Annotated in this window: 25 protein-coding genes; 17 read left to right on the top strand and 8 right to left on the bottom strand. The window is 66.1% G+C overall.

Annotation, left to right across the window (positions count from 1 at the left end; translation table 11 throughout):
* Positions 1-59: 59 nt before the first annotated feature.
* The 3 genes from ACNJYD_RS22225 (at position 60) to ACNJYD_RS22235 (ending at position 1,425) form a co-directional block, all read left to right on the top strand.
* On the top strand, positions 60-431 hold the full coding sequence (locus tag ACNJYD_RS22225; protein ID WP_439363307.1) for a nuclear transport factor 2 family protein: 372 nt from the start codon (positions 60-62) through the stop codon (positions 429-431).
* A 186-nt stretch (positions 432-617) separates the two neighbouring features.
* Positions 618-950, top strand: coding sequence for a DHCW motif cupin fold protein (locus ACNJYD_RS22230; RefSeq protein ID WP_439363308.1), 333 nt, complete (start codon positions 618-620; stop codon positions 948-950).
* Between the two features lie 265 nt (positions 951-1,215).
* Positions 1,216-1,425, top strand: coding sequence for a cold-shock protein (locus ACNJYD_RS22235; protein ID WP_008141931.1), 210 nt, complete (start codon positions 1,216-1,218; stop codon positions 1,423-1,425).
* Positions 1,426-1,635: 210 nt separating this feature from the next.
* Here the strand turns inward: ACNJYD_RS22235 and ACNJYD_RS22240 are convergent, their stop codons facing one another.
* Both ACNJYD_RS22240 and ACNJYD_RS22245 read right to left on the bottom strand, forming a co-directional pair.
* Complete coding sequence (locus ACNJYD_RS22240; protein WP_439363309.1) at positions 1,636-2,937, bottom strand: RsmB/NOP family class I SAM-dependent RNA methyltransferase; 1,302 nt, start codon at positions 2,935-2,937, stop codon at positions 1,636-1,638.
* Positions 2,938-2,972: 35 nt separating this feature from the next.
* Positions 2,973-3,395 carry an MAPEG family protein gene (locus tag ACNJYD_RS22245; protein WP_439363310.1) on the bottom strand — a complete coding sequence of 141 codons (423 nt, stop codon included), beginning with the start codon at positions 3,393-3,395 and terminating at the stop codon, positions 2,973-2,975.
* Between the two features lie 155 nt (positions 3,396-3,550).
* Between ACNJYD_RS22245 and ACNJYD_RS22250 the strand changes: the two genes are divergently transcribed.
* The 10 genes from ACNJYD_RS22250 to ACNJYD_RS22295 all read left to right on the top strand — a co-directional run bounded on the left by ACNJYD_RS22250 (position 3,551) and on the right by ACNJYD_RS22295 (position 12,179).
* Positions 3,551-4,165, top strand: a complete 615-nt coding sequence (locus ACNJYD_RS22250; protein WP_439363311.1) for an acriflavin resistance protein — start codon at positions 3,551-3,553, stop codon at positions 4,163-4,165.
* 69 nt (positions 4,166-4,234) lie between these two features.
* Positions 4,235-5,077: a metallophosphoesterase family protein gene (locus ACNJYD_RS22255; protein ID WP_172786373.1), complete on the top strand. Its 843-nt coding sequence runs from the start codon at positions 4,235-4,237 to the stop codon at positions 5,075-5,077.
* Between the two features lie 143 nt (positions 5,078-5,220).
* Entirely contained in the window at positions 5,221-6,516 is a 1,296-nt protein-coding gene (locus tag ACNJYD_RS22260) for an alanine racemase (protein WP_439363312.1), read from the top strand.
* 10 nt (positions 6,517-6,526) lie between these two features.
* Positions 6,527-7,186, top strand: coding sequence for an amino acid ABC transporter permease (locus tag ACNJYD_RS22265; RefSeq protein WP_212257477.1), 660 nt, complete (start codon positions 6,527-6,529; stop codon positions 7,184-7,186).
* Between the two features lie 11 nt (positions 7,187-7,197).
* Positions 7,198-7,848, top strand: a complete 651-nt coding sequence (locus ACNJYD_RS22270; protein WP_212257476.1) for an amino acid ABC transporter permease — start codon at positions 7,198-7,200, stop codon at positions 7,846-7,848.
* On the top strand, positions 7,835-8,563 hold the full coding sequence (locus ACNJYD_RS22275) for an amino acid ABC transporter ATP-binding protein (RefSeq protein WP_212257475.1): 729 nt from the start codon (positions 7,835-7,837) through the stop codon (positions 8,561-8,563). The genes ACNJYD_RS22270 and ACNJYD_RS22275 overlap by 14 nt, the downstream gene beginning before the upstream one ends.
* A gap of 26 nt (positions 8,564-8,589) precedes the next feature.
* Complete coding sequence (locus ACNJYD_RS22280; RefSeq protein ID WP_212257474.1) at positions 8,590-9,387, top strand: transporter substrate-binding domain-containing protein; 798 nt, start codon at positions 8,590-8,592, stop codon at positions 9,385-9,387.
* Positions 9,388-9,442: 55 nt separating this feature from the next.
* Complete coding sequence (locus ACNJYD_RS22285; protein ID WP_212257473.1) at positions 9,443-9,787, top strand: RidA family protein; 345 nt, start codon at positions 9,443-9,445, stop codon at positions 9,785-9,787.
* 60 nt (positions 9,788-9,847) lie between these two features.
* Positions 9,848-10,876 (top strand): succinylglutamate desuccinylase/aspartoacylase family protein, encoded by a 1,029-nt coding sequence (locus ACNJYD_RS22290; RefSeq protein WP_212257472.1) that lies wholly within the window; start codon positions 9,848-9,850, stop codon positions 10,874-10,876.
* Between the two features lie 238 nt (positions 10,877-11,114).
* Positions 11,115-12,179, top strand: a complete 1,065-nt coding sequence (locus ACNJYD_RS22295) for a LacI family DNA-binding transcriptional regulator (RefSeq protein ID WP_212257471.1) — start codon at positions 11,115-11,117, stop codon at positions 12,177-12,179.
* A 10-nt stretch (positions 12,180-12,189) separates the two neighbouring features.
* Here ACNJYD_RS22295 and ACNJYD_RS22300 read toward each other — a convergent pair whose 3' ends face one another.
* The 3 genes from ACNJYD_RS22300 to guaB all read right to left on the bottom strand — a co-directional run bounded on the left by ACNJYD_RS22300 (position 12,190) and on the right by guaB (position 15,459).
* Complete coding sequence (locus ACNJYD_RS22300) at positions 12,190-12,483, bottom strand: hypothetical protein (protein ID WP_212257470.1); 294 nt, start codon at positions 12,481-12,483, stop codon at positions 12,190-12,192.
* 170 nt (positions 12,484-12,653) lie between these two features.
* Positions 12,654-13,676, bottom strand: coding sequence for an NADP-dependent oxidoreductase (locus tag ACNJYD_RS22305; protein ID WP_212257469.1), 1,023 nt, complete (start codon positions 13,674-13,676; stop codon positions 12,654-12,656).
* Between the two features lie 289 nt (positions 13,677-13,965).
* On the bottom strand, positions 13,966-15,459 hold the full coding sequence (gene guaB / locus ACNJYD_RS22310) for an IMP dehydrogenase (protein ID WP_172786362.1): 1,494 nt from the start codon (positions 15,457-15,459) through the stop codon (positions 13,966-13,968).
* A gap of 449 nt (positions 15,460-15,908) precedes the next feature.
* On the opposite strand from guaB, the gene ACNJYD_RS22315 reads away from it, so the two are divergent.
* Positions 15,909-17,399, top strand: a complete 1,491-nt coding sequence (locus tag ACNJYD_RS22315) for a DHA2 family efflux MFS transporter permease subunit (protein ID WP_212257616.1) — start codon at positions 15,909-15,911, stop codon at positions 17,397-17,399.
* Positions 17,400-17,501: 102 nt separating this feature from the next.
* On the opposite strand, the gene ACNJYD_RS22320 is transcribed toward ACNJYD_RS22315, so the two are convergent.
* Positions 17,502-18,188, bottom strand: coding sequence for an RlmE family RNA methyltransferase (locus tag ACNJYD_RS22320; protein ID WP_172786360.1), 687 nt, complete (start codon positions 18,186-18,188; stop codon positions 17,502-17,504).
* A 2-nt stretch (positions 18,189-18,190) separates the two neighbouring features.
* Entirely contained in the window at positions 18,191-19,276 is a 1,086-nt protein-coding gene (locus tag ACNJYD_RS22325) for a Ppx/GppA phosphatase family protein (protein ID WP_172786359.1), read from the bottom strand.
* A 210-nt stretch (positions 19,277-19,486) separates the two neighbouring features.
* Here ACNJYD_RS22325 and ACNJYD_RS22330 point away from each other — a divergent pair, with 210 nt between their 5' ends.
* Entirely contained in the window at positions 19,487-21,859 is a 2,373-nt protein-coding gene (locus tag ACNJYD_RS22330) for a xanthine dehydrogenase family protein molybdopterin-binding subunit (RefSeq protein ID WP_212257468.1), read from the top strand.
* Positions 21,860-22,036: 177 nt separating this feature from the next.
* Here the strand turns inward: ACNJYD_RS22330 and ACNJYD_RS22335 are convergent, their stop codons facing one another.
* Entirely contained in the window at positions 22,037-22,837 is an 801-nt protein-coding gene (locus ACNJYD_RS22335; protein ID WP_439363313.1) for a hypothetical protein, read from the bottom strand.
* 106 nt (positions 22,838-22,943) lie between these two features.
* Here ACNJYD_RS22335 and ACNJYD_RS22340 point away from each other — a divergent pair, with 106 nt between their 5' ends.
* Together ACNJYD_RS22340 and ACNJYD_RS22345 are read left to right on the top strand one after the other, a co-directional pair.
* Positions 22,944-23,435 carry a YaiI/YqxD family protein gene (locus tag ACNJYD_RS22340; RefSeq protein WP_172786356.1) on the top strand — a complete coding sequence of 164 codons (492 nt, stop codon included), beginning with the start codon at positions 22,944-22,946 and terminating at the stop codon, positions 23,433-23,435.
* Between the two features lie 2 nt (positions 23,436-23,437).
* Positions 23,438-25,252, top strand: coding sequence for an ABC-F family ATP-binding cassette domain-containing protein (locus ACNJYD_RS22345; RefSeq protein ID WP_439363314.1), 1,815 nt, complete (start codon positions 23,438-23,440; stop codon positions 25,250-25,252).

The raw sequence follows: 25,252 nt of genomic DNA on the forward strand, positions 1-25,252 counted from the left end.
CAGTATTATTGACCTATTGTGCCCCATCCTCACATAGAGGGCCGATCAGGGAGAATGCCATGCCACAGCACCATCAGCCATCAACGCTGGCCGCGCTCGGCCGGACCTGGGTCGAGGCCTGGAATGCGCGCGATCTCACGCGCGTGCTCGCGCTCTACGACGAGGCGGCCGTGATGACCTCGGACCGCATCCCGGCGCTGGGGTTCGACCCCAGCGGCACGGTGCGCGGCAAGGATGCGCTGCGCGCCTATTGGGGCAAGGCGCTGCCCCTGCTGCCGAACCTGCATTTCTCGCTGATCGATCTGTTCGTCAGCCCGGACAGCCTCGTGGTGTTCTACGAGAACGAGCGGGGCAAGAAGATCTGCGAATATCTGCGGGTGAATGAGGCGGGGCTGATCGTGCAGGGCTCGGCGAACCATTTGGCGCATTGACTATCCCCCGTCATTGCGAGGAGCCCGCGACAAAATTGCAAAGCAATTTTGCGCTGGTGCGACGAAGCAATCCAGACTGCCGCCGCGGATGCATCACTGGATTGCTTCGCTGCGCTCGCAATGACGGAGACTGCGGCGATAGCGTGCGCTAACACTGCGCCCGCCGGCTCCAAGACAGGATTCCCCATGAAACTCCCCGCCTCCCCCTTCACCGTCACCGACTGGAGCAAGGTCGAGCCGACCACGCATCCCGGCGAGAGCGGAGAGGCCAAGTGGCGCACACTCAACATCGGCGAGCTCCGAGTGCGTATTGTGGACTACTCGCCGGGCTATCTGGCCGATCATTGGTGCGATCGCGGCCACGTGCTGTACGTGCTGCAGGGCGAGCTCGATAGCGAGCTGCGCGACGGGCGCAAATTCAAGCTCACCGCGGGGATGAGCTACCAGGTGTCGGATTTCGGCGACGCTGCGCACCGGTCCTCGACGGCCACGGGGGCGACGCTTTTCATTGTCGACTAACACGCGAGGGCGCGGTTAATTTGCACCGCAAAATAGCAAAGTCACGCGAGGTGCCGAGCCGCGGGTGGTGCCTTGAAGTGGCCCCAAATTCTCGCTATATTGTGATCATCGATACTTGGCCGAACGACTGGGCCGCTTCGCTTCGTTGCTGACGGGCGCGCACGCTTCAGATGAATTCTCCAAACATCGACTCATCAGGGACCATGGGCGCAATGCTGCGTACCGGTCTGCGTGCGTACCTCTCTAACTAAACAAGGAAATTCCCATGGCTATGGGCACCGTGAAGTGGTTCAACACCCAAAAGGGTTATGGTTTCATCCAGCCGGATGACGGCCAGAAGGACGTGTTCGTTCACATCAGCGCCGTCGAGCGCGCCGGCCTCTCCTCCCTCAACGAGGGTCAGAAGGTCTCGTTCGACATCGTCGCCGACCGCCGCAGCGGCAAGTCGTCGGCTGACAATCTCCGCGTCGGCTAACGCCGGCGCACCGTTCTGACCGCGGACGTACCGGCAGAACGTTGGAACTCGAAAGCCCCGCGACCGGGTTCGGTCTGCGGGGCTTTTGCTTGCCCCGGTCATTCCGGGGCTCGCGAAGCGAGAGCCCGGAATCCATTGTGCCGCACACCCTGCCGCCCGATGGATTCCGGGCTCGCCCTGCGGGCGCCCCGGAATGACGGCGGAGAGAGATCAGCCCGATTTCCTCAGCACCGAAACGAAAAAACCATCCGTCCCGGTGCGCCGCGGCGTCATCAGCCAGCCCTCGGCGGACTGCAGCGCGGCCTCGCCAAAAGCGTCCGCCTTGTCCCAGAGCACGCTCGCGGTCTGCTCGGGCGGGACGACCGTGAACTCGCCATGACGGCCGATGAAGGCCCTCACCTGCTCGCCGTTCTCTTCCGCCAGCACCGAGCAGGTGATGTAGGCGATGCGGCCACCCGGCTTGACCAGCGGAACCGCACGCTCCAGCACCTCGGCCTGGTCGCGCAGGCGGATCTCGAGCGCGCCGGGGCGCATGCGCCATTTGGCGTCGGGGTTGCGGCGCCAGGTGCCGGTTCCCGTGCAGGGCGCGTCGATCACGACGAGGTCGGCGGTGCTGCGGATGTCGGCAAGCGGATCGGCCTCGCCCTTGGGCGTGCGGACATCGGCATTGTGGACGCCGGCGCGTGACAGTCGCTCATGGATCGGGGCGAGCTGGCGCTTGTCGCGGTCGGTCGCGATCAGCCGGCCCTTGCCCTGCATCAGGGCGGCGAGCGCCAGCGTCTTGCCGCCGGCGCCGGCGCAGAGATCGATCACCTGCTCGCCGGGTTTTGCCGCGGTGAGCTGGGCCGCAAGCTGCGATCCCTCATCCTGCACTTCAATGGCGCCCTTGATGAAATCCTCTTCCGCCTGGATGCCGGGGTTGCGCGCATCGGCGGAAAGCTCGATGCGCAGGCCGGTTGCGGACCAGGGCGTTGGTTTTGCATGAAGATGAGAAAGCGCCTTCAGCACCTTGTCGCGATTGGATTTTAGCGTGTTGACGCGCAAGTCCAGCGGCGCCCGGCTCGCCATCGCCGCGGCTTCCGCCGGGCGGGTCTCCCCGAACACCTTGGCAAGGTACGGGTCGAGCCATTCCGGGTAGTCGCCGGCGATCGCGGCAGGTGCGTCCGCGAGGGACCGCGAGGCGAGTGCGGCCTGCTCGGCCTCGGTCAGCGGCGCCGGCGCAAAGCGGCTGCCGTCGAACAAGGCGCCCATGGTTGCCATGTCCATGTTGCGCTCGAGGCGGAGCATGCCGATCAGCCGGGCCCGCGCGGTATCGGAATCCATCAGCCAGGCGCTCGAGGCGTAGCGGCGCAGCACGTCCCAGACGAGGCCGGCGATGGCGGCGCGGTCGCCCGAGCCGGCGAAGCGGTGCGCGGTGCCCCACTCCTTCAGCGCCTTCGCCGCGGGCACGCGGTCCCTTTCGATGGTGTCGATGACTTCGATGGCTGCGGACAGCCGGGCAGCGGGGGTCATTTCAAATCTTTCAGATGGGATCCGGCGCGTCAGGCTCAGATCAGCAACAAGAGCTTCAGCGCGAAGTAGATCCACATCGCGAGCAACACCAGCACGCCGGCGAGCCAGACCGTGGAGCGGCGGCCGAGATCGTTGGAGGAGACGAACACGCCGGCATGGGCAAAGCGCGTCACCACGAACACCCAGGACAGCAGCACGATGAAGATGTCGGCCCGGCGCAAGGGCAATGCAAGCGCGATCAGGACGTAGAACAGCACCGGCAGCTCGAACTGGTTGCGGTAGCAATTGGCGATTTGTGTGGCGCCCTTCGGCCAGTTCGGCTCGCCCAGGGCAATGTCGCGGATCTTGGTCTCGCCGGCGACCAGGGCCTTGCGGCGCGCCAGGACCATGCCGATCAGCAGCGCGAAGGTGAGAGCGACCTGCACGAAGACCGGCAGCAAGACCATTTGAACGGACATCGGAACTTTCCCGGGAGGCGGAACGCCGCAGACGTCATTAGCCGCGGCTTCTCACGCTGACAATCAGCGAGTTGAACCGGCGTTCCCGCTCTTGCGACCAACCACAGATTGTTAAAGCGATTTCGGGCCCGTGGGCCCCCAGGCGAGATAGCGCCATGAATTCCTTGTCCAGCTTCTTCACCGAATCCGCCGATGGCCAGCTCGGCATCCTGATGTCGGCCCTATCAGGGATGGCGGCAGCGCTCGCGGTCGCACTGGCCATGACGGTCTACTTCCGCCTGAGTTATCGGACCTGGCGCGACGTCGCCCGGCATGGGCTGGCTGCCTTGGCCGCGGTCGCCCTGTTCGCCTTCGCCGCCTACGACATGCGCCACGCTGCGCTTGCCTATCTCGGCCTCAATCCCTCCAAGCCTGCCGTCGAGTTCGAGATCCGCATGCCCCGGGAGATGCTGACGGCGGTGAGCGACAGCCAGATCGAGCTGCACACCGATCGCAATCAGACGCTGGCGCTGGTCGACGGCGTGCGCGATCTCGCGGACGGCCGGGCGGTGCTGCGCGGCGCAGTGGTGCTCAACCACCGCACGGCCGATCGTGTTCTGGTCGTGAACTTGTCCGGCAAGGGCATCTTCGAGTTCCGCCTCCGCCTGCCGGCCGAGCCGCATCGTTCCGTCGAGTTCGGCCCCTGGCACCTCGCCGACCGCATCGCCTCCCCGCTCGCCGGTGCCGTCGCCCCGCAGGACGGCTACACCATCCGCTACCGCGTGCTTTAAACTTTGTTCGGTGCGATCCATGCCCGGCCTGTCATCGTTCCTACGCGCGGCGACCGGTAAGATGATCGCATGTCCGAATTTCGTCTCACGCAGATTTCCGACACCCATCTCGGCCGGCGCTTCCCCGGCCTGATCGCCAACTTCCATCGCATCAGCGAGCACATCGACGCCGGCAGGCCGGATCTCGTCGTCAACACCGGCGACGTCTCGTTCGACGGGCCGACGAGCCGCGACGACGTCGAATTCGCCAAAGGCCTGCACGACGCGCTGCCCGTCACCTGCCGCTATCTCCCCGGCAATCACGACATCGGCGACAATCCGACCGCGATCGGGCCGGCGCCGAAGCCGCCGGTCAGCGAGACGCAGCGCCGGCAGTTCTGCGACATCATCGGCGAAGACCATTGGTCGTTCGAAGCCGCGGGCTGGCGCTTCATCGGCCTCAATTCGCTGGTGATGAATTCGGGCCTCGCCTTCGAGGCCGAGCAGTTCGACTGGCTGTCTCAGGAAATCTCGCGCACGAACGGCAGGCCGGTCGCGCTGTTCCTGCACAAGCCGCTGTTTCTCAACCTGCCCGACGATGCCGAGACGCCGGAGACGTCGATCCGCTACGTGCCGCAGCCAGCGCGGGCGCGGCTGATCGAGTTGTTCGGCAATGTCGACCTGCGTCTTGTCGCCAGCGGCCACGTGCACCAGCGCCGCGACTTCACCTTTCGCCATACACGCCACGTCTGGGCGCCTTCAGCGGGTTTCGTCATCAACGATCAGCGCCAGGACCGGATCGCGATCAAGGAAGTCGGCCTCGTCGAATACCGCTTCCAGCCCGACAGTCTGGAGGTCCGTCACGTTAGGGCCGCCGGCCAGGTCGATGTCGACATCGAGGAGCTGCTCATCCAGATGGGCGGCGAGCATTAGCCTACTCCAGGGGCAGCGTACCTTACCTTGATACCTCATTGCATCGAATTTGGCCTCAGATTGGCTAAAATCCTCTAATGACAACGTTGTCATATGGCCGTATCGTTTCCTGGCAGCGGTCGAGGGCCGCTGAGGGAGCGATGATGCAGTTCTTGTCCCGGTGGGAGAACCAACGCCTTTCGGCGACCGTGCGGGGCATTCCCATGGTCGATGGCGTTGCCACTGCGGACATCGGCAACCAGGGCTGGTCGCCTGCGCACGGCGATCTCGCCCTGCCCGTCCTCACCCTGGATGAAGCCGCCTTCGCGGCCAACCGCGATCTCTTCCTGAAATGGTGCGCGAGTTCAGGCGTTGCCGTCGCGCCCCACGCCAAGACGCCGATGTCGCCGGAGCTCGCCCGCTCGCTGCGCGCCGCCGGCGCCTGGGGCACGACGGTTGCCAACGTCCAGCAGGCCGCCGTGCTGCTCGCGAGCGGCGAGCGACGCCTGCTGCTGGCCAACGAGATCGGCGGGCTTGCCGCCGGCCGCCGCCTTGGCACGCTGCTCAGCGCCTATCCCGACGTCGAATTTCACGCTTTTGCGGATTCACCGGCTGCGGTGGCAGCTCTCGCCGGGGCCGCGCGGATCGCGGGACGCAGTGAATTATCGGTGCTGGTCGAACTCGGCGCCGGCCGCACCGGCGCGCGCGACCGCGCCGCGGTCGAGGCAACGATCGCAGCCGTGCTCGCCGCCGACCGGCTCGTGCTCGGCGGCGTCGCCACTTACGAAGGCGCCGCTGCAACGTCCGATACCGACGAGACGATGCGCGCCATCGCGGTGCTGCTGGAGCGCACCATCGAGACATTTGCGTTGGTGCGCGCGGCCGCCCCGAAGCGGCCGTTGATCCTGAGTGCCGGCGGCTCGGCCTATTTCGATGTCGTCGCGCGGACGCTTGCGCCCGCGGCTCAGGCCGACGGCAACGCCAGTGTGATCCTGCGCTCGGGCGCACTGTTCTTCGCCGATCACGGCATCTATGCGCGCGCTTTCGCGGAAGTCGACCGGCGCGGCGGCCTCCTCATCGAAGGCCTGCACCACTCGGCCGTGGAGAGCTTTCGGCCCACGCTGACGCTCTGGGCCGAGGTGCTGTCGCGGCCCGAAGACGGACTTGCGATCGCCGGCTTCGGCATGCGCGATGCCTCCTTCGACCAGGGACTGCCCGTGCCGTTGCGCGTGTTCCGGGACGGAGTCGAGCAGCAAGGCCTTGCCGCGGCGCTCGCGGTGACCCGCCTCAACGACCAGCACGCGTTCCTCTCGGTCGCATCCGAAGCTGCGCTTGCGGTCGGCGACATCATCGCCTTCGGCATCTCGCATCCCTGCACCTGCCTCGACCGCTGGCGCGTGATCTTCGGCCTCGATGCCGACGGCGTCGTGGCGCGCGCCCTCCCCACCCAGTTCGGCTGAGAGCGGCGCGATGAACTTCCTGCCGCTCTGGCGCTATCAGAACCAGCTCATCGACGGCGCCATCGTCACGCTGGAGCTGACGGTGATCTCGGCGCTCGCCGGGCTCGTGATCGGCATCGCCGGCGCGGTCGCGCTGAAGGGGCGGATCACGTCGCTGCGCTGGCTGGTGCGCGGTTACATCGAGCTGTTCCGCAACACGCCGTCGCTGATCCAGATCTTCATCGTGTTCTTCGTGCTGCCGAACTTCGGCCTGAAGCTGCCCGCCTTCGAGGCCGCGGCCGTCGCGCTGTCACTCTATTTCGGCGCTTATTCCGTCGAGATCATCCGCGCCGGTCTCGATTCCATTCCGCGCAGCCAGGTCGAGGCCGGCCAGTGCTTGGGGTTGTCGGGCTGGCAGGTGTTTCGCCACATCATCCTGCCGCCGGCGCTGCGCAATGCTTATCCCGCCGTGACCAGCCAGTTCGTGCTTTTGCTGCTCGGCACCTCGCTCGCTTCGCAGGTCGCCACGGATGAGCTGTTCCACGTCGCCGGCTTCATCGAGAGCCGTACCTATCGCAGCTTCGAGGTCTATGCCGTGATCTGCGCGGCCTATTTCGCGATGGCGATGGCGTTCAAGGCGCTGTTCGCCGTGATCGGCCTGGCGGCCTTCCGCTGGCCGCGGCGGCGCTGAGGGGCGAAGCGATGCGATCCTTCTCCCTCATCGATTTCGTCTCGCTGTTCGCGGCGCTGCGCTGGACCGTCACCCTCGTCGTGCTCGCGCTTCTCTTCGGTGCGCCACTGGCGCTCGGGCTTGCGCTCGGCCGCATCAGCCGGTTCGCAGGGCTGCGCTGGGCGATGGCGGCGTGCATCCAGGTGATCCAGAGCGTGCCGCTGCTCGGACTGTTGTTCTTCTTCTATTTCGGCATGCCGGTCTTCCTCGGCATCCAGGTGCCGGCGCTCATCGCCGTGACCGTCGCCTACACGCTCTACACCGCCGCCTTCCTCGGCGAGATCTGGCGCGGTGGCCTGGAGGCCGTAAAGCAGGCGCAATGGGAGGCCGGCGCCTGTCTCGGCCTCTCCGCCTGGCAGCAATTCCGCCACATCATCGCGCCGCAGGCGCTGCGGCTGTCGCTGCCGCCGACCGTCGGCTTCCTGGTGCAGCTCATCAAGGGCACCTCGCTCGCCTCGATCCTCGGCTTCGTCGAGCTCGCCCGCGCCGGACAGGTGGTGAGCGCGGCGACGTTCCAGCCGCTGCTCACCTACGCCCTGGTCGCCGCGATCTATTTCGCGCTGTGCCTGCCGCTCACGCTCTGGTCCCGCTCCCTGGAGGCCCGCCTCGATGGCTCTCGTTGAAATCCGCGACGTGCGCAAGACATTCGGCAAGGTCGAGGTGCTCAAGGGCGTCTCGCTCGAGGTCGAGGAAGGCGAGATCGTCACCATCATCGGCCGCTCCGGCTCGGGCAAGTCGACGCTGCTCCGCTGCATCAACGCGCTGGAGAGCGTCGATTCCGGCGAGATCCGGGTCGAGGGCCAGAAGGTTCACGCCAAAATGCCAGACCTGAAGAAATTCCGTCAGCGCGTCGGCATCGTGTTCCAAGCCTTCAATTTGTTTCCGCATCTGAAGGTCGAGCGCAACATCACGCTCGCTCCGCTGCTCACCGGCCGCATCGAGAGGACGAAAGCGCGGGCCTTGGCCGAGGACGTGCTGACCCGCGTCGGGCTCGCCGACAAGATCGACGCCTGGCCCGAGCAACTCTCCGGCGGCCAGCAGCAGCGCGTCGCCATCGCCCGCTGTCTCGCCATGGCGCCCCACCTCATGCTGTTCGACGAAGTGACCTCGGCGCTCGACCCCGAGCTCGTCGGCGAAGTCCTGAAGGTCATGGAAGCGATGGCGGAACAGGGCATGACCATGATCCTGGTCACCCACGAGATGGGCTTTGCCCGCAACGTCGCCGACCGCATCGTCTTCATGCATCAGGGCCGCGTCTGGGAACAGGGCCCACCGGCAAAACTGTTCGCCAGTCCTGAGACACCCGAGCTCGCAAGCTTCATCGCATCTGCCAAGTGAAAACCGTCCCCTTCAAGGAGAGAGTCATGAGAAAGTTGAAGTCCCTCTTCACCATTGCAGCGGCGGCCCTCGCCGTCCTCGCCGCACCCGGCCTTGCCAAGGCCGACAAGCTCCAGGACGTGCTCGGCGCCGGCAAGATTCGCGTCGGCATTCTCACTGATGCCGCGCCGTGGGGCTTCAAGGACGACAAGGGCGAGATCGCCGGCCTCGATGCCGATCTTGCAAAACTGATCGCCGCCGACATGGGCGTGAAGCTCGAACTGGTGCCGGTGACGGGTGCCGCGCGCATCCCGAGCCTGCTCTCGGACAAGCTCGACATTTTGATCGCCGGTCTCGGCGCCACGCCGGAGCGCGCCCAGCAGGTGATGTTCTCGCAGCCCTATGCGGTGGTGAATCTCGGCGTTTATGGCGCCAAGTCGCTCCCCTCCGCCACCGGCAAGAAGCCCGACAATCTGGAGGGCCGCACGGTAGCCGTCGCCAAAGGTACGACGCTCGACGTCTGGCTCACCGACAACGCGCCGAAGGTGAAGCTGGTGCGCTTCGAGGACACTCCGGCTGCGATTGCGGCCTATCTCGCCGGACAGGCCGACACGTTCGCGGAGAACAGCGCCATCGCACTGAAGGTGCAGGACCAGAACCCGACCAAGGAGGTCGAGCTGAAATTCCTGATCCGCCAGTCGCCGGCCCATGTCGGCGTCCGCCAGGGCGAGCAGAACCTGCTCAACTGGATCAACACCGACATCTTCTTCAACAAGCTCAACGGCAAGCTCGGCGCACTTCAGCTGAAATGGTTCAAGGAAGAGCAGTCGTTGCCGACGCTGTGAGTTTTGGACGGGCTCTCGCATTATGTGAGAGCCCACCTTTACGAGGAGAATTGAGATGATCAAACGTTACGTCGTGGGATCGCGCATGAGCCAGGCCGTCGCCGCCGGCGGCATGGTGCACATCGCAGGCCAGGTTGCGGATGACCGCAAGGCCGGCATCGTGTCGCAGACGGAGCAGGTGCTCGCCAAGATCGACGCGCTGCTCAAGGAGGCCGGCTCCGACCGCTCCAAGCTGATCGCGGTCAACGTCTTCCTGCCGCATATCACCGACTTCGACACCATGAACTCGGTTTATGATTCCTGGATCGATCCGGCCAATCCGCCGGCGCGCGCCTGCGTCGAAGCCCGTCTCGCCGATCCCGATCTGCGCGTCGAGATGACCGCGGTGGCGTTGCTGTAACGAAGCCGCTCTTCTTCAAACTTCGGCCGGCGTCGGCGCGACGCGGCCTCGAGGCAAGCCATGCATACCGGACTGTTTCACGAGATCGATTTCGAGAAGGACCAGAAATGGTCCGGCCATCTCGGCATTCCCTTCTCGATCGATCGCTCCCCTTACTATCAGCTCAAGATCCCGATCTTCCGGATCAAGAACGGCGCCGGACCGAAGCTGCTCCTGATGGCCGGCAATCACGGCGACGAATATGAGGGCGAGATCACGCTGACGCGGCTGTATCGCCGGCTCGATGCGCGCGCCATCAAGGGCGAGATCACCATCCTGCCCTTCGCCAATTGGCCCGCCGTGATGGCGGCACGGCGCCGCTCGCCGCTCGACGAGGGCAATCTCAACCGCGCCTTCCCGGGCGATGCCGCGGGCACGCCGACCTTCCGCCTGGCGCATTTCCTCGAGCACGAGCTGTTTCCGCGCCACGACGTCGTCTTCGACATCCACTCCGGCGGCACGTCGATGGCGCACGTGCCCTGCGCGCTGATCGAGCGGCAGGGACCGCCAGAAATGTTCGGCCACGCGCTGCGCCTGATGAAAGGGCTCGGGATGCCCTTCGCCTTTGTCGCCGAGAACGGCGCCACGGCGCCGACCTCGATGGCGGCGGCCGCGCGCGCCGGCGCGATCGGGCTCTCCGGTGAATTCGGCGGCGGCGGCACTGTCACGCCGCAGACCATGGCGTTCACCGCGCGCGCGGTCGACCGGCTGCTGCTCGCGCTCGGCCTCGTCCAGGCGCCCGTGCTCGGGCCGCATGCGCCGGTCGAGCGCGCGACCGAACTGCTGGCCCTGCAGAGCCATGCCCAGGCCGTGTTCGCGACGCGCCGTGGCTGGTTCGAGCCCGCTGTCACCGTCGGTGCGCGCGTGAAGGCGGGCGACATCGCTGGCTGGTATCACGACTTCGAGCGCCCCGAGCTTGCCGAAGAGGTGCTGCGCTTCCCCGCCGACGGCATCGTGATCTCGCAGCGCCTGCACACCGACAGCCAGAGCGGCGACTGCCTGGTGCAGGTCGGCCGCGCCTTGAAGTGTGAGGAAGTTTTGGGACGGTGAGCTTCGGCCGCATGCTCATTGCACCTCTCCCGCTTGCGGGAGAGGTCGGATCGCGAAAGCGATCCGGGTGAGAGCTTTCTCCTCTTGGGGATTTCGTCCGTAACCTTGGACGATCCCGACGTGGAGACACCCTCTCCCCAACCCTCCCCCGCAAGCGGGGGAGGGAGCGCAGTGCCAATGCGGTTGCAGTACGATCTGATCTCATGATGCTCTAACCTGACGTCTCTTCAGGGATTCGATGACCGATCCGGCCAAGCCGAGCTATGACGACGTCGTGCGCATTCCGGCGCCGCCCGGCCGCAGCAATGCGACCGGACGGCCGCCGCGCATCGAGGAAGTCGCCGAGCGCGCCGGCGTCGCGCCGATCACGGTGTCGCGGGTGCTGCGCCACCCCGAGAAAGTCAATCGCAAGACCCGCGAGCGAATCCTCGAGGTGATCGAGGCGACGGGCTATGCTTCCAACCCGCATGCCCGCGCGCTGCGCTCGGGCCGCTCGAACGTGGTCGTCGCCTTCGTCTCCAACATCCTCAGCCAGCAGTTCGGCCTTGCGGTGCGCAGCTTTGCCGCGACGCTCGAGCCGGAGGGTTTTGAGGTGCTGGTCGGCCAGACCTCCTACTCCTATGCCAAGGAGGTCGCGATGGTCCAGTCGCTACGCGGCATCCGCCCCGCGGCGGTGATGTTCACCGGCGTCATCGAGCTCGAGGAGAACCGCACGGCGCTGGCCGAGCTCGGCATTCCCGTGATCGAGACCTGGGCGTTTCCGCGCGATCCCATCGACATGCTGGTCGGCCTGCCCAATGCGGATGCCGGCGCCATGGCGGCGCGCCGGCTGGCGCAGGCAGGACATCGCCGCGTCGCCTTCATCGGCCGCAGCAGCGGCCGTGGCGCGCTCCGCCGCGACGGCTTTCGCGCCGCCGCCGCACAGCTCGGCCTCACGATCGTTCACGAAATCCTCGTTGGAGAGGTGACGGGGCTGGTCGACGGCCGTGCCGCCTTCACCGCCCTGCTCGAGCGCAGCGGCGACGTCGACACCGTGTTCTGCGCCAACGACCTGCTCGCGACCGGTGCGCTGATCGAGGCTCGCGCCCGCGGCCTGTCGGTGCCGCGCGATCTGGCCGTGCTCGGCTTTGGTGACAACGACGTCGCCGATCAGATCACGCCCGGCCTCACGACCATCTCGTTCGATGCGGCGGCCGTGGGACGTCTCGCGGGCGAACTGCTTTTGGCGCGGCTCTCAGGCACGCCGCGCGCCGAGCAGCGGCTCGCGGTCGATCTGTTCCTGGTCGAGCGCGGCAGCGTCTGAGCGTTGCGGCTTACGCGACGCTCTTGAGATCCTGCTGGATGGCAGCGAGCAGCGATTGCAGCGCGGCGCTGTTCACCGGCTTGGCCGCGGTGCCGACCGGCTGAACAGAGGCGGGCTGCGCAGCTTTCACCGGGCGCTTCGGGAATGGCGGTGGAGCAGGCCTTGCGGCCGGCATGAAATCGCCCTCATCCTCGGCGTGAACGAACTTGCCATGGATGACGTCGTCGCGACGGCCCATGATGAACATGGTCGCCCAATAGCCGGCGGCCAGGAGGATTACGCAGAAAATACCAATCTCTAACATCGCAGCACCTAAAATATGCGCGATGATTCAATGCCTTCCTCCGGCCGTCAATGAACAGGCGGTCACACCTGCGGCTTTTGCGGGCAGGTGTGACCATTTGGTGACTCTTTCTTAACTATCCCCACGCGGGGTGTGGCCGCGGGGCCACGTGAGTCCCATTCCCTGTCGCGCTAGGCCTTGTCCGGCCCGACCCGGACCAGCTGCTTGCCGAAATTGGCCCCCTTCAGCAGGCCCATGAAGGCGCCGGGGGCACTCTCCAGGCCCTCGGTGACGAACTCCTTGTACTTGACCTTGCCGTCGCGAACCCAGGCGGACATGTCGCGCAGGAAGTCGCCATGGCGGGCGGCGAAGTCTGACACGATGAAGCCGCGGAAGGTCAGCCGCTTGGTGAGGGTTGCGCGCATCAGGGACGCGGCCCATTTCGGCGGCTTGGCCTCGGTGTCGTTGTAATGGGCGATCAGGCCGCAGACCGGAACGCGCGCGAACGGATTGAGCAGCGGGAACACCGCCTCGAACACGGCACCGCCGACATTTTCGAAATAGACGTCGATACCCCCAGGGCAGGCGTCCTTCAGCCTGGCGGCGAGATCGGGGTCGCGGTGATCGATGCAGGCATCGAAGCCGAGCTCCTTCACCACGTAGTCGCACTTGTCCTTGCCGCCAGCGATGCCGACCGCACGGGCGCCCTTGAGCTTCGCGATCTGCCCCACCGCCGAGCCGACCGCGCCGGACGCACCAGCAACGACGACGGTCTCGCCCGGCTGCGGCTTGCCGATGTCGAGCAGGCCCGTATAGGCGGTCATGCCGGGCATGCCGAGCACGCCGATCGAGGTCGAGATCGGACCGAGCTTGGGATCGACCTTGATCAGGCCCTTGCCGTTCGAGATCGCGTGCGACTGCCAGCCGGTGCGGGCCCGCACGATCTCGCCGACCGTGAAATCGGGATTGTTGGAAGCCGCGACCTCGCTGACCGCCTCGCCTTCCATCACGCCGCCGACCGGCACCGGAGCTGCGTAGGACGGCCCCTCGCTCATGCGCCCGCGCATATAGGGATCGAGCGACAGCCAGATCGTGCGCAGCAGGACTTCTCCCTGCCCTGGCGTCGGCACGGCGAATTCCTCCAGGTGAAAATCAGACGGCTTGGGTTCGCCGACGGGACGCGCGGCGAGAACGATGCGTTTGGCTTGGGCCATGGCTTCCTCCACTTTTCTGTCATTGCAAGCGAAGCGAAGCAATCCAGCCGCGTCAACACAAAAGGACTGGATTGCTTCGCGGAGCCTGTCATCGGGCCGCGCTTCGCGCGGACCCGTTGGCTCGCAATGACGAGCTTGTGGCAGGTGCCAACCACACACTCGCTGTCATCGTCCGCGAAGGCGGACGATCCAGTACTCCAAGGCGGTTGTGATTGAGTGGAAGGGCCGCGGCGTACTGGATGCCCCGCCTTCGCGGGGCATGACACCGTCATTTGGCACGAGCGAGTGACTAACCCCCGCCCGGATAATTCGGGCTCTCGCGCGTGATGGTGACGTCGTGGACGTGGCTTTCGCGCAGGCCCGCGCCGGTGATGCGGACGAACTGGGCCTTGTCGTGCAGCTCCTTCATGTCGCGCGCGCCGACATAGCCCATCGCGGCGCGCAAGCCGCCGGCGAGCTGGTGCATGACGTTGCCGACCGGGCCCTTGTAGGGCACCTGGCCCTCGATGCCTTCAGGCACGAGCTTGAGCGTATCCTTGATGTCCTGCTGGAAGTAGCGGTCGGCCGATCCCCGCGCCATCGCGCCGACCGAGCCCATGCCGCGATAGGCCTTGTAGGAGCGGCCCTGCCACAGGAACACTTCGCCGGGCGTCTCGTCGGTGCCGGCCAGCAGCGAGCCGACCATGGCGATGTCGGCGCCGGCCGCGAGTGCTTTCGCAAGGTCGCCGGAATATTTGATGCCGCCGTCGGCGATGACGGGGACGTCGGCCTTCTTCGCCGCGTCGACCGCATCCATGATCGCGGTGAGCTGGGGCACGCCGACGCCGGCGACGATGCGCGTGGTGCAGATCGAGCCCGGGCCGATGCCGACCTTGATGCAATCCGCGCCCGCGTCGATCAGCGCCTGCGCGCCTTCCGTGGTGGCGACGTTGCCGGCGACGACCTGCACCGAATTGGACAGGCGCTTGATGCGGTTCACCGCCTGCAGCACGTGACGGGAATGACCGTGCGCGGTGTCGACGACGACGAGGTCGACGCCGGCATCGATCAGCCGCTCGGTGCGCTCGAAGCCGGTGTCGCCGACCGTGGTGGCGGCAGCGACGCGAAGGCGGCCCTGCCCATCCTTGCAGGCGAGCGGATGGGCGACCGCCTTCTCCATGTCCTTCACGGTGATGAGACCGACGCAGCGATATTGATCGTCGACCACCAGCAGCTTCTCGATGCGGTGCTGGTGCAGCATCCGCCGCGCCTCGTCCTGGCTGACATTCTCACGGACCGTGACGAGCCCTTCATGCGTCATCAGCTCGGAGACTTTTTGCCGGCGGTCGGTGGCAAAGCGCACGTCGCGGTTGGTGAGGATACCGACCAGCTTGCCGGGCGTGTTCTTGCCGGCGCCGGTGACGACGGGAATGCCGGAGATGCCGTGATCGCTCATCAGCTTGAGCGCATCGTCGAGCGTGGCGTCGGGGCTGATGGTGAGCGGGTTCACCACCATGCCGGACTCGTAGCGCTTGACCTGCCGCACCTGGGCGGCCTGCCCTTCGGGATCGAAATTGCGGTGGATGACGCCGAGGCCGCCGGCCTGCGCCATGGCGATCGCCATGCGGGCCTCGGTGACGGTGTCCATGGCCGAGGCCATGATCGGGATGTTGAGCGGGATGGCGCGGGTGACGCGGGAGCGGATGTCGACCTCGCCCGGCATGACGTCCGACAGGCCCGGCTTCAACAGCACGTCGTCAAACGTAAAGGCTTCGCGGATGCCCTGAAGTTGCACCGTGGCCATCTGCCAACTCCTTCCTGCGGCCTTGCCGCAAATGCTCATGGATGAGCGCCGCCCTCGGCGTCCCTTGCGGCAACGCCTTGAGAATCGGAGCCCATCGGTGGGGTTGACGCGGGTCGATAGCACGGTCGCGTGACGAATCAAAGCAATTCGGGCCGCTGGCCAGCCATGCACAGGCTTTTTTGGGCCGATTCAGCGGGGTCGGCTCCGTCCGCCGTCCCCTCCGGCGTCATTCCGGGGCGCGACGAAGTCGCGAACCCGGAATCCATCGCGCAGCAACGCTGTGGCCCAATAGATTCCGGGCTCGCGCCAAGGGGCGCGCCCCGGAATGACAGAGAGGGTCACACCGTTGTTACGCGGGACTTAGGTGCCATGCGTGGATCCGCAATGGTCCCCGCCCGGCAGCGGTGATAAGCCGCAACTCCGCCCCTCCTTCAGCTTTCATGAATTTCATGGTCGACAAGCAACGCGTCATTCCGCTGATCGTGGCCACGGCTCTGTTCATGGAGAACATGGATTCGACCGTGATCGCCACCTCGCTGCCGGCGATCGCGGCGGACATCGGCACCAGCCCGCTGACGCTGAAGCTCGCGATCACATCTTACCTGCTGTCGCTCGCGGTGTTCATCCCGGCGAGCGGCTGGACCGCCGACCGGTTCGGCGCGCGGATGGTATTCGCGATCGCGGTCGGCGTGTTCATGGTCGGCTCGGTCGGCTGCGCGCTCTCGACCTCGGTCACCGATTTCGTATTCGCGCGCATCCTGCAAGGCATGGGCGGTGCGATGATGACGCCGGTCGGACGCCTCGTGCTGCTGCGCTCGGTCGACAAGAGCGCGCTGGTCAACGCCATGGCCTGGGTGACGGTCCCTGCCCTGATCGGCCCCGTGATCGGCCCGCCGCTCGGCGGCTTCATCACGACGTACGCGTCCTGGCACTGGATCTTCCTGATCAACATCCCGATCGGCCTGCTCGGCATCTTCATGGCGCTGCGCTTCATCGATCCCATCAAGAGCGAGGCGCAGGAGCCGTTCGATCTCTACGGCATGGTGCTCGCCGGCATCGGCCTTGCCGGGATCGCCTTTGGCCTTTCAGTCGCCGGGCTCAACCTGCTGCCATGGAGCACGGTGGCCGCGCTGGTCGTGGGCGGTGCGATCTCGATGACCCTCTACGTCATCCACGCGCGGCGGACCGGATCGCCGGTGCTGGACTTCTCGCTCCTGAGGCTGCCGACACTGCGCGCAGCCGTGTTCGGCGGCTTCCTGTTCCGGCTTGGCATCGGCGCGCTGCCGTTCCTGCTGCCGCTCCTGATGCAGATCGGCTTCGGCCTGTCGCCGTTCCATTCCGGCCTCGTCACCTTTGCTTCCTCGCTCGGGGCCATGGGCATGAAGACGCTGGCCGCGCGCATCATCCGCACCTTCGGCTTCCGCAACCTGATGACGGTGAACGCGATCATCAGCGCGTTCTTTCTCGCCGTCTGCGCGCTGTTCACGGTGACGACGCCGCTGCTCATCATCATGGTCATCCTGGTGGTCGGCGGCTTCTTCCGCTCGCTGGAGTTCACCGCGATCAACACGGTCGCCTATGCCGACGTCGAGACCGCGCAAATGAGCCGCGCCACCACCCTCGTCAGCGTCAACCAGCAGCTCGCGGTCTCCGCCGGCGTCGCCGTCGGCGCGGCCTGCGTGGAAACGACGATGTGGTTCCACCATATCAGCGAGATCGACGCCACGGTGTTCGCGCCCGCCTTCGTGGTGGTGGCGCTGACCTCGGCGGCCTCGAGCTGGTTCTTCTGGCAGATGCCCGCGGATGCCGGCCACGAAATTTCCGGCCGCAAGGCGGTGGAGATCGCGAGCCGCAAGGGCGCGGGCAAGGGTGCGGAGAAGGCGGCGGTCAAGGCAGCGTCCGAGGATACGCAGGACGTGCGGGATCAGCGGCTGGGGTAGTCTTTCGTCATTGCGAGCGCAGCGAAGCAATCCAGAATGCCTCTGCGGAGACAGCCTGGATTGCTTCGTCGCAAGAGCTCCTCGCAATGACGGGGTGCGAGGCTACGCCGTTCCCCCGCCCCGAAATCCCGTCGCGAGCACGTAGCGCTCCGAGGAATCCTGCCGGCTCGCGGCGGGCTTGACGTGACGCACGGTGGCAAAGTCGCGCTTGAGCTGGGCGAGCAGATCGGCATCGGCGCCGCTCTGGAACGTCTTGGCCAGAAACGCGCCGCCGGGTTTGAGCACGTCGCAGGCAAACGCCGCGGCGGTCTCGACCAGGCCGACGATGCGCAGCTGGTCGGTCTTGCGGTGGCCGGTGGTGTTGGCGGCCATGTCGGACATCACAACGTCGGCCTTGCCGCCGAGCATCGCGGTGAGCTTCTCGGGCGCGTCGTTGTCCATGAAGTCGAGCTGCGCGAAATCGACGCCGGGAATCTCCGGCATCTCCAACAGATCGATGGCGACGACCTTGCCCTTGCCTTCCGTCGAGCCGACGCGCTTGGCCGCGATCTGGCTCCAGCCACCGGGTGCCGCGCCGAGATCGACCACGGCCATGCCCGGCTTCAAGAGCCGGAACTTGTCGTCCATCTCCAAGAGCTTGAACGCGGCACGCGAGCGATAGCCCGCAGCCTTGGCTTTCGCGACATAGGGATCGTTGAGCTGCCGCTCCAGCCACAGCTTCGACGACAATTTGCGCTTGCCGCCGGTCTTGACCTGGACGTGCAAGCGGCCGGTCGTGTCCTTGGCCATACTCACCAGCTCCTGAGCGCACCGTCCTCGCGCATCATCTCGACCAGCATGCCTTCGCGCAGGCCCCGGTCGGCGACGCGCAGGCGCGGCAGCGGAAAGGCGCGGCGGATAGCATCGAGAATGGCACAGCCGGCGAGCACGAGATCGGCACGCTCGACGCTGATGCAGCTGTTGTTCGCGCGCTCCTCGTAGCTCATGCCGAGCAGCTTGTTGATGGTCGCGGTGATATCGGCATCGTTCATCCAGATGCTATCGATGCGGCGTCGGTCATAGCGCGCCAGATTGAGATGGATCCCGGCCAGCGTCGTCACCGTGCCCGACGTGCCGAGCAGATGCATGTCGGCGAGATCGCGGCCGTGCTCTTCCGCAAACGGCGCGACGTGGCTTGCGACCTCCTGCTCCATCGCGGCGTAGATCTCCGGCGTGACGTCGCGTCCGCCGAACTGCTCGGCGAGCGTGACCACGCCATAGGGGATCGACATCCAGGCTTTTATGCGCGGCTCCGGGTTTTCCGGGTCGCGCTCGATCCGCACCAGCTCGGTCGAGCCGCCGCCGATGTCGAACAGGATCGCGCCGCGCCCCCTGGGGTCGACCAGCGGCGAGCAGCCGAGCACGGCGAGCGTGGCCTCGGTCTCGCGGTCGATCACCTCGAGCTCGATGCCGGTCTCGGCCGCAACGCGGCTGCGAAAACCTTCCGCGTTCGAAGCCGCGCGGCAGGCTTCGGTCGCGATCAGCCGCAGCCGCCGCGCCTTCCGTAAGTTGATCTTGTCCCGGCAGATGCTGAGCGCGGCGATGGCACGCTCGATCGCGGCGTCGCTGATGCAACCTGTCGCCGAGACGCCCTCCCCGAGCCGGATGATGCGCGAGAAGGAATCGACCACGCGAAAGCCGTCCTGGGTCGGACAGGCGATCAGCAGCCTGCAATTGTTGGTGCCGAGGTCCAGCGCCGCATAGACGCCGGTTCCCGGCGCTTGCGCGCCGACGGCCGGATCGGTGGCCAACGCCACCGCCGCCATCGACCCATTCAGCTCACCGTGCGGCCCATGTTGGCTAACATGGCCGTCGCGGAGCCGCGTGTGGTCATTCATACAAACTGTCTTTCCGCGGCCGGTCGGGCCGGTCTGGAATTGATTATTCGCCTGAAACATTAGCAGCGCGGCAGGCCTGCGCAACAACGCATCACATGGGACCATGCCCAATCGTGCGTTGTCGTGAACGGGGGTGGTGGGTTATCTCAAGGGAGTCCGGTGCTCCGCTGCCGCGAAAATGCGCAAATGCCGGCTTTTCAGGTCAATTCCATGCAAGAACACACCAAATCGTCCACGCTCGAGAACGCTATTGCACTGCAAAAATATGGCGTCGGGCAACCGGTCCGCCGCAAGGAGGACGACACCCTGGTGCGCGGCAAGGGCCGCTACACCGACGATTTCAACCTGCCCGGCCAGGCCTATGCCGTGGTCGTCCGTTCCACCCATGCCCATGGCATGATCCGTGGCATTGGCCTCGATGCCGCCAAGGCGATGCCGGGCGTGCTGGGGGTGTGGACCGGCAAGGACCTCGATGCCGCCGGCTATGGCCCCTTCACCTGCGGCCTGCCGCTGAAGAGCCGTGACGGCTCGCCCCTGCTCCAGACCAACCGCCAGCCGCTGGCGACCGACAAGGTCCGCTTCGTCGGCGACCCCGTCGCCTTCGTGGTGGCGGAGACGCTGGCCCAGGCGCGCGACGCGGCCGAGGCGGTCGAGCTCGACATCGAGCCGCTGCCGGCGGTGACGGATCCCGAGGAAGCCGCCAAGCCCGGCGCGCCGCAGCTCTATGACCACATCCCGAACAACGTCGCGCTCGACTACCACTATGGCGACATGGACAAGGTCAACGCGGCCTTCGCCAGCGCCGCTCATGTGACCAGGCTCGACATCGAGAACACCCGCGTCGCCGTGGTCTCGATGGAGCCGCGCGTGGGGCTTGCCTCCTACGACAAGAAGACCGAGCGTTACACGCTTCAGGTGCCGACCCAGGGCGTTGCCGGCAACCGCGCCAACCTCGCCAAGAACCTGAAGGTGCCGAACGAGAAGGTGCGCATTCTCACCGCCAATGTCGGCGGCTCCTTCGGCATGAAGAACATCAACTATCCCGAGTACATGTGCATCCTGTACGCGGCGAAGGCACTGGGGCGGCCGGTGAAGTGGCTGGACGAGCGCTCCACCAGCTTCCTCTCCGACAGCCATGGCCGCGCGCAGAAGATCCATGCCGAGCTCGCGCTCGATGCAGAGGGCCACTTCCTCGCGGCAAAGCTGTCCGGCTACGGCAATCTCGGCGCCTACATCACCGGCGTCGCGCCGGGCCCGCTTTCGCTCAACACCGGCAAGAACTTCTCCAGCGTCTATCGCACGCCGTTGATGGCGGTCGACATCAAGACGGTGCTCACCAACACCACGCTGATGGGCGCCTATCGCGGTGCCGGCCGGCCCGAGGCGAACTATTACATGGAGCGGTTGATCGACCGCGCCGCCGACGAGATGGGCATCAACCGGCTGACCTTGCGCAAGCGCAACTTCATCAAGCCGAACCAGATCCCGTTCGCGGCCTCCTCCGGCGTCACCTATGACAGCGGCGACTTCCAGGCCGTGTTCAACAAGGCGCTCGAAATCTCCGACCACGAGAACTTCGCCAAGCGCAAGAAGGAGAGCAAGAAGGCCGGCAAGCTGCGCGGCATCGCGGTCGGCTCCTATCTCGAGGTCACGGCGCCGCCGAGCCCCGAGCTCGGCAAGATCGTGTTCGATGCTGACGGCACCGTGCAGCTCATCACCGGCACGCTCGATTACGGCCAGGGCCATGCCACGCCGTTCGCGCAGGTGCTGTCCGAGCAGCTCGGCGTCCCCTTCGAGAGCGTGAAGCTCGTGCAGGGCGACAGCGACATCGTCCACACCGGCAACGGCACCGGCGGCTCGCGCTCGATCACTGCGACCGGCCAAGCCATCGTGGGGGCCGCAAAGCTCGTCATCGAGAAGGGCAAGCGCGCCGCCGCGCATATGCTGGAAGCGTCCGAGGCCGATATCGAGTTCGCCGACGGCAGCTTTACGATCGCCGGCACCGATCGCAGCATCGACATCATGGAGCTCGCGAAGAAGCTGCACGACGGCAAGGTGCCGGAGGGCGTGCCTGATACGCTCGACGTCGATCACACCAGCGAACCGGTCGCCTCGGCGTTCCCGAACGGCTGCCACGTCGCCGAGGTCGAGATCGACCCGGACACCGGCGTGGTGCAGATCGTGCGCTACAGCGCGGTCAACGATTTCGGCACGGTGATCAACCCGATGCTGGTCGCGGGCCAGCTCCATGGCGGCGTGGTCCAGGGCATCGGCCAGGCGCTGATGGAGCACATCCGCTACGACGAGAGCGGCCAGCCGATCACGGGCTCGCTGATGGACTACGCCCTGCCGCGTGCCGAGGACGTCCCCAACATGACGGTCGGCGATCATCCGGTGCCCGCCACCACCAATCCGCTCGGCAGCAAGGGCTGCGGCGAAGCAGGCTGCGCCGGCAGTCTCTCGACGGTGGTGAACGCGGTGCTCGATGCGCTGTCGGATTACGGCATCAAGCACATCGACATGCCGCTGACCCCGGAGCGGGTGTGGCGCGCGATCCAGGAGGCGAAGGCCAAGGCGGCGTAAGAGGCTCTATCGCGGAAGGTCATTCGCCGCGTCCACACGCACAGCTGTCATCGCCCGACTTGATCGGGCGATCCAGTACTCCGAGGCAATCGTGATTCACGGATGGGCCGCGGCGTACTGGATGCCCCGGTCAAGCCGGGGCATGACACCGCGTTTGTGGTGACAGGCTTGCCTCCGCTACGCCGCCGCCTGCTCGCGCGGCTGGTAGATTGCGGTGTGCAGGCAGTGGGCGAGCGGCATCGTGCCGTTGGCGACGACCAGCGCGTCGAGCTCGACGAAGCGGTGGCCCTTCTTCTCGTAGTTCGCGGTGACCTTGGCCCGCGCCGTGATCTCTTCACCGGCGCGCGCGGCGGACAGCAGCTGCATGCGGCTGCCGACGTGGATCCAGGGGCCCAGAATGGTGTTGTCGACGAGGACGCGGTTCATGACCCGCTGGATCAGGCCGGGATGGCCGAGGCTCTCGCGCGCGAAGATCGGATCCTTCTCCCTGACATCCGTGAGATAGTCGGCCGCGTCCTGCCCGGCCCAGCGGCGCGGCGTCGTGCCCAGCCACTTGCCCAGCTCGAACGTCGCAGGACTGACCGGCTTGCGCTCGGCGACAGCGGGGACTTCAACATAGTCGCTCAGCGACACCGCGGGCGCCTCCGCCGGCAGCGACGCCGTCCCCGTGGCGCACAGCTCGGTGCGGCTGAACACCTCGATGGTCAGCAGGCCGTTGTGCTCGGTCGCGTCGACGTCGGCAGTCTCGCCGTCATAGACCGGCTTGATGAAGCGCGCCTCGACCAGCCCACGGGAAAGGAAATCGCGGCCCCAGCGCGCGATCGGCACGTGCATCATGTAAGCGAAGACGTCGACGCCCGGGACCAGCCCGCCGGAAAAGCCGAAGCGGCGCGCGTTATTGTCGTCGTGCATCTTGTTTTCGGATTGCTTGGCGGTGTTGTAGGCCTCGACGCGGTAGGTTTCGAGCCGGTTCGGCATGGCTTGGCTTTCCCATATTCTTATTGTTTCAGGAGCGATGGTAGGGCCTGAGGAACCAGGGTCAATCCCCTCGCCTTTGCGGCCCGAATGGGGTACCACGCGCGGAATGACCGACACCCCCACCCGCATCTATGTCGACGCCGACGCCTGCCCTGTGAAGGACGAGATCTACCGCGTCGCGATCCGGCATGGCGTGCCCGTGAGCGTGGTCGCGGGCAATTTCATCCGCGTGCCGCAGGATCCCCTGATCGAGCGCATTGCCGCAGGTAGCGGCATGGATGCGGCCGACGACTGGATCGCCGAGCGCGCCAGGCCTGGCGATGTGGTCGTGACCTCGGACATCCCGCTGGCGAGCCGCTGTGTGAAGGCGGGCGCCGACGTAATCGCACCAAACGGAAAGCCGTTCACCGAAGAGTCGATCGGGATGACGCTGGCGGTGCGCAATCTGATGACGGATCTGCGCTCGGCCGGCGAAGTCACCGGCGGCCCGCGCTCGTTCGCGCCGCGCGACCGCTCGGCCTTCCTGTCCGCGCTCGACCAGACGCTGCGGCGGATCGCGCGGCGTCGCACTGATGCGGCCGCAACGAGTCAGGGCTGACGATGGCGCCGCCGCTGATCCAACTCAAAGACATCCGGCTGACCTTCGGCGGCACGCCGCTGCTGTCAGGGGTCGAGCTCAATGTCGCGCCATCCGAACGGGTCTGCCTGATCGGCCGCAACGGCTCCGGCAAGTCGACGCTGCTGAAGATCGCGGCCGGCCTGGTCGAGCCCGACTCCGGCACGCGCTTCGTGCAGCCGGGCGCAACGGTGCGCTACCTGCCGCAGGAGCCTGACTTCGGCGCGCACAAGACCACGCTCGCCTATGTCGAATCCGGGCTCGCGCCCGGCGACGACCAGCACCAGGCGCGTTATCTCCTGGAGCAGCTCGGCCTCACCGGCGAGGAGAACCCGCACAACCTCTCCGGCGGCGAGGCGCGCCGCGCGGCGCTCGCCTTTGTGCTGGCGCCCTCGCCCGACATTCTGCTGCTGGACGAGCCGACCAACCATCTCGATCTCGCCACCATCGAATGGCTGGAACAGGAGCTCGACAGCCGCCGCAGTGCGCTCGTCATCATCAGCCATGACCGCCGCTTCCTCACCAATCTGTCGCGCTCCACCGCCTGGCTCGACCGCGGCAAGATCAAGCAGATCGACCGCGGCTTTGCCTCGTTCGAGAGCTGGCGCGACGAGGTACTGGCGGAGGAAGAACGCGACCAGCACAAGCTCGACCGCAAGATCGTCGACGAGGAGCACTGGCTGCGCCACGGCGTCTCCGGCCGCCGCAAGCGCAACGTCAAACGCCTTGCCAATCTGCATGCGTTGCGAGCCCAGCGCCGCAACTACCGCGGCACCGCTGGAAACGCCAATCTCGCAGCTAGCGAGGCCGAGCAGTCCGGCAAGCTGGTGATCGAAGCCAAGGGCATCTCCAAAGCTTACGGCGAGCGCAAGATCGTCGAAAATTTCTCGACCCGGATCCAGCGCGGCGACCGGCTCGGCATCATCGGGCCGAACGGCGCCGGCAAGACCACCCTGGTCAATCTGCTCACGGGCGGCGGGCAACCCGATTCCGGCATCGTACGGCTGGGTGCCAATCTGGAAACGGCCACGCTCGATCAGCACCGCGAAAGCCTCGATCCCAAATCGACGCTGGCAGAAGCCCTCACCGGCGGCCGCGGCGATCAGATCATGGTCGGCGGCAAGCCGAAGCACGTCGTCGGCTACATGAAGGACTTCCTGTTCGGCCAGGAGCAGCGTGGCACGCCCGTGGAAGTACTCTCCGGCGGCGAGCGTGGCCGCCTGATGCTGGCGCGCGCGCTGGCAAAGCCGTCAAACCTCTTGGTGCTGGACGAGCCGACCAACGATCTCGATCTCGAAACGCTCGACGTGCTCGAGGAGATGCTGGGCGACTACGAGGGCACTGTCATCCTGATCAGCCACGACCGCGACTTCCTCGACCGCGTCGTCACCTCCGTGATCGCGCCCGAGGGTAACGGCAAATGGATCGAATATGCCGGCGGCTACAGCGACATGCTGGCGCAGCGCGGCGCAGACCTCAAACGCGAGACGGCGAAGGCGCAAGCGCCAGTGGAGAAGAAAGAGGAGCGCGCCGCTGCTCCGGCCGCGTCGGCGCCCAAGCGGAAGCTGAGCTTCAACGAGAAGCACGCGCTGGAAACGCTGCCGAAGAAGATGGAAACGTTGCACGCCGATATTGCAAAATTGCAGCGCGTGCTGGACGATCCCAATCTCTATGCGAAGGATCGCAAAAAATTCGACGACACCTCGGCCGCCATCGCCAAGGCGCATGAAGAACTGTCGGCCGCTGAAGAGCGCTGGCTCGAACTCGAAATGCTCCGTGAAGAGATTGAACAGGCATAA

Source organism: Bradyrhizobium sp. SPXBL-02 (genome assembly GCF_051853065.1).
Taxonomy (GTDB): Bacteria; Pseudomonadota; Alphaproteobacteria; order Rhizobiales; family Xanthobacteraceae; genus Bradyrhizobium.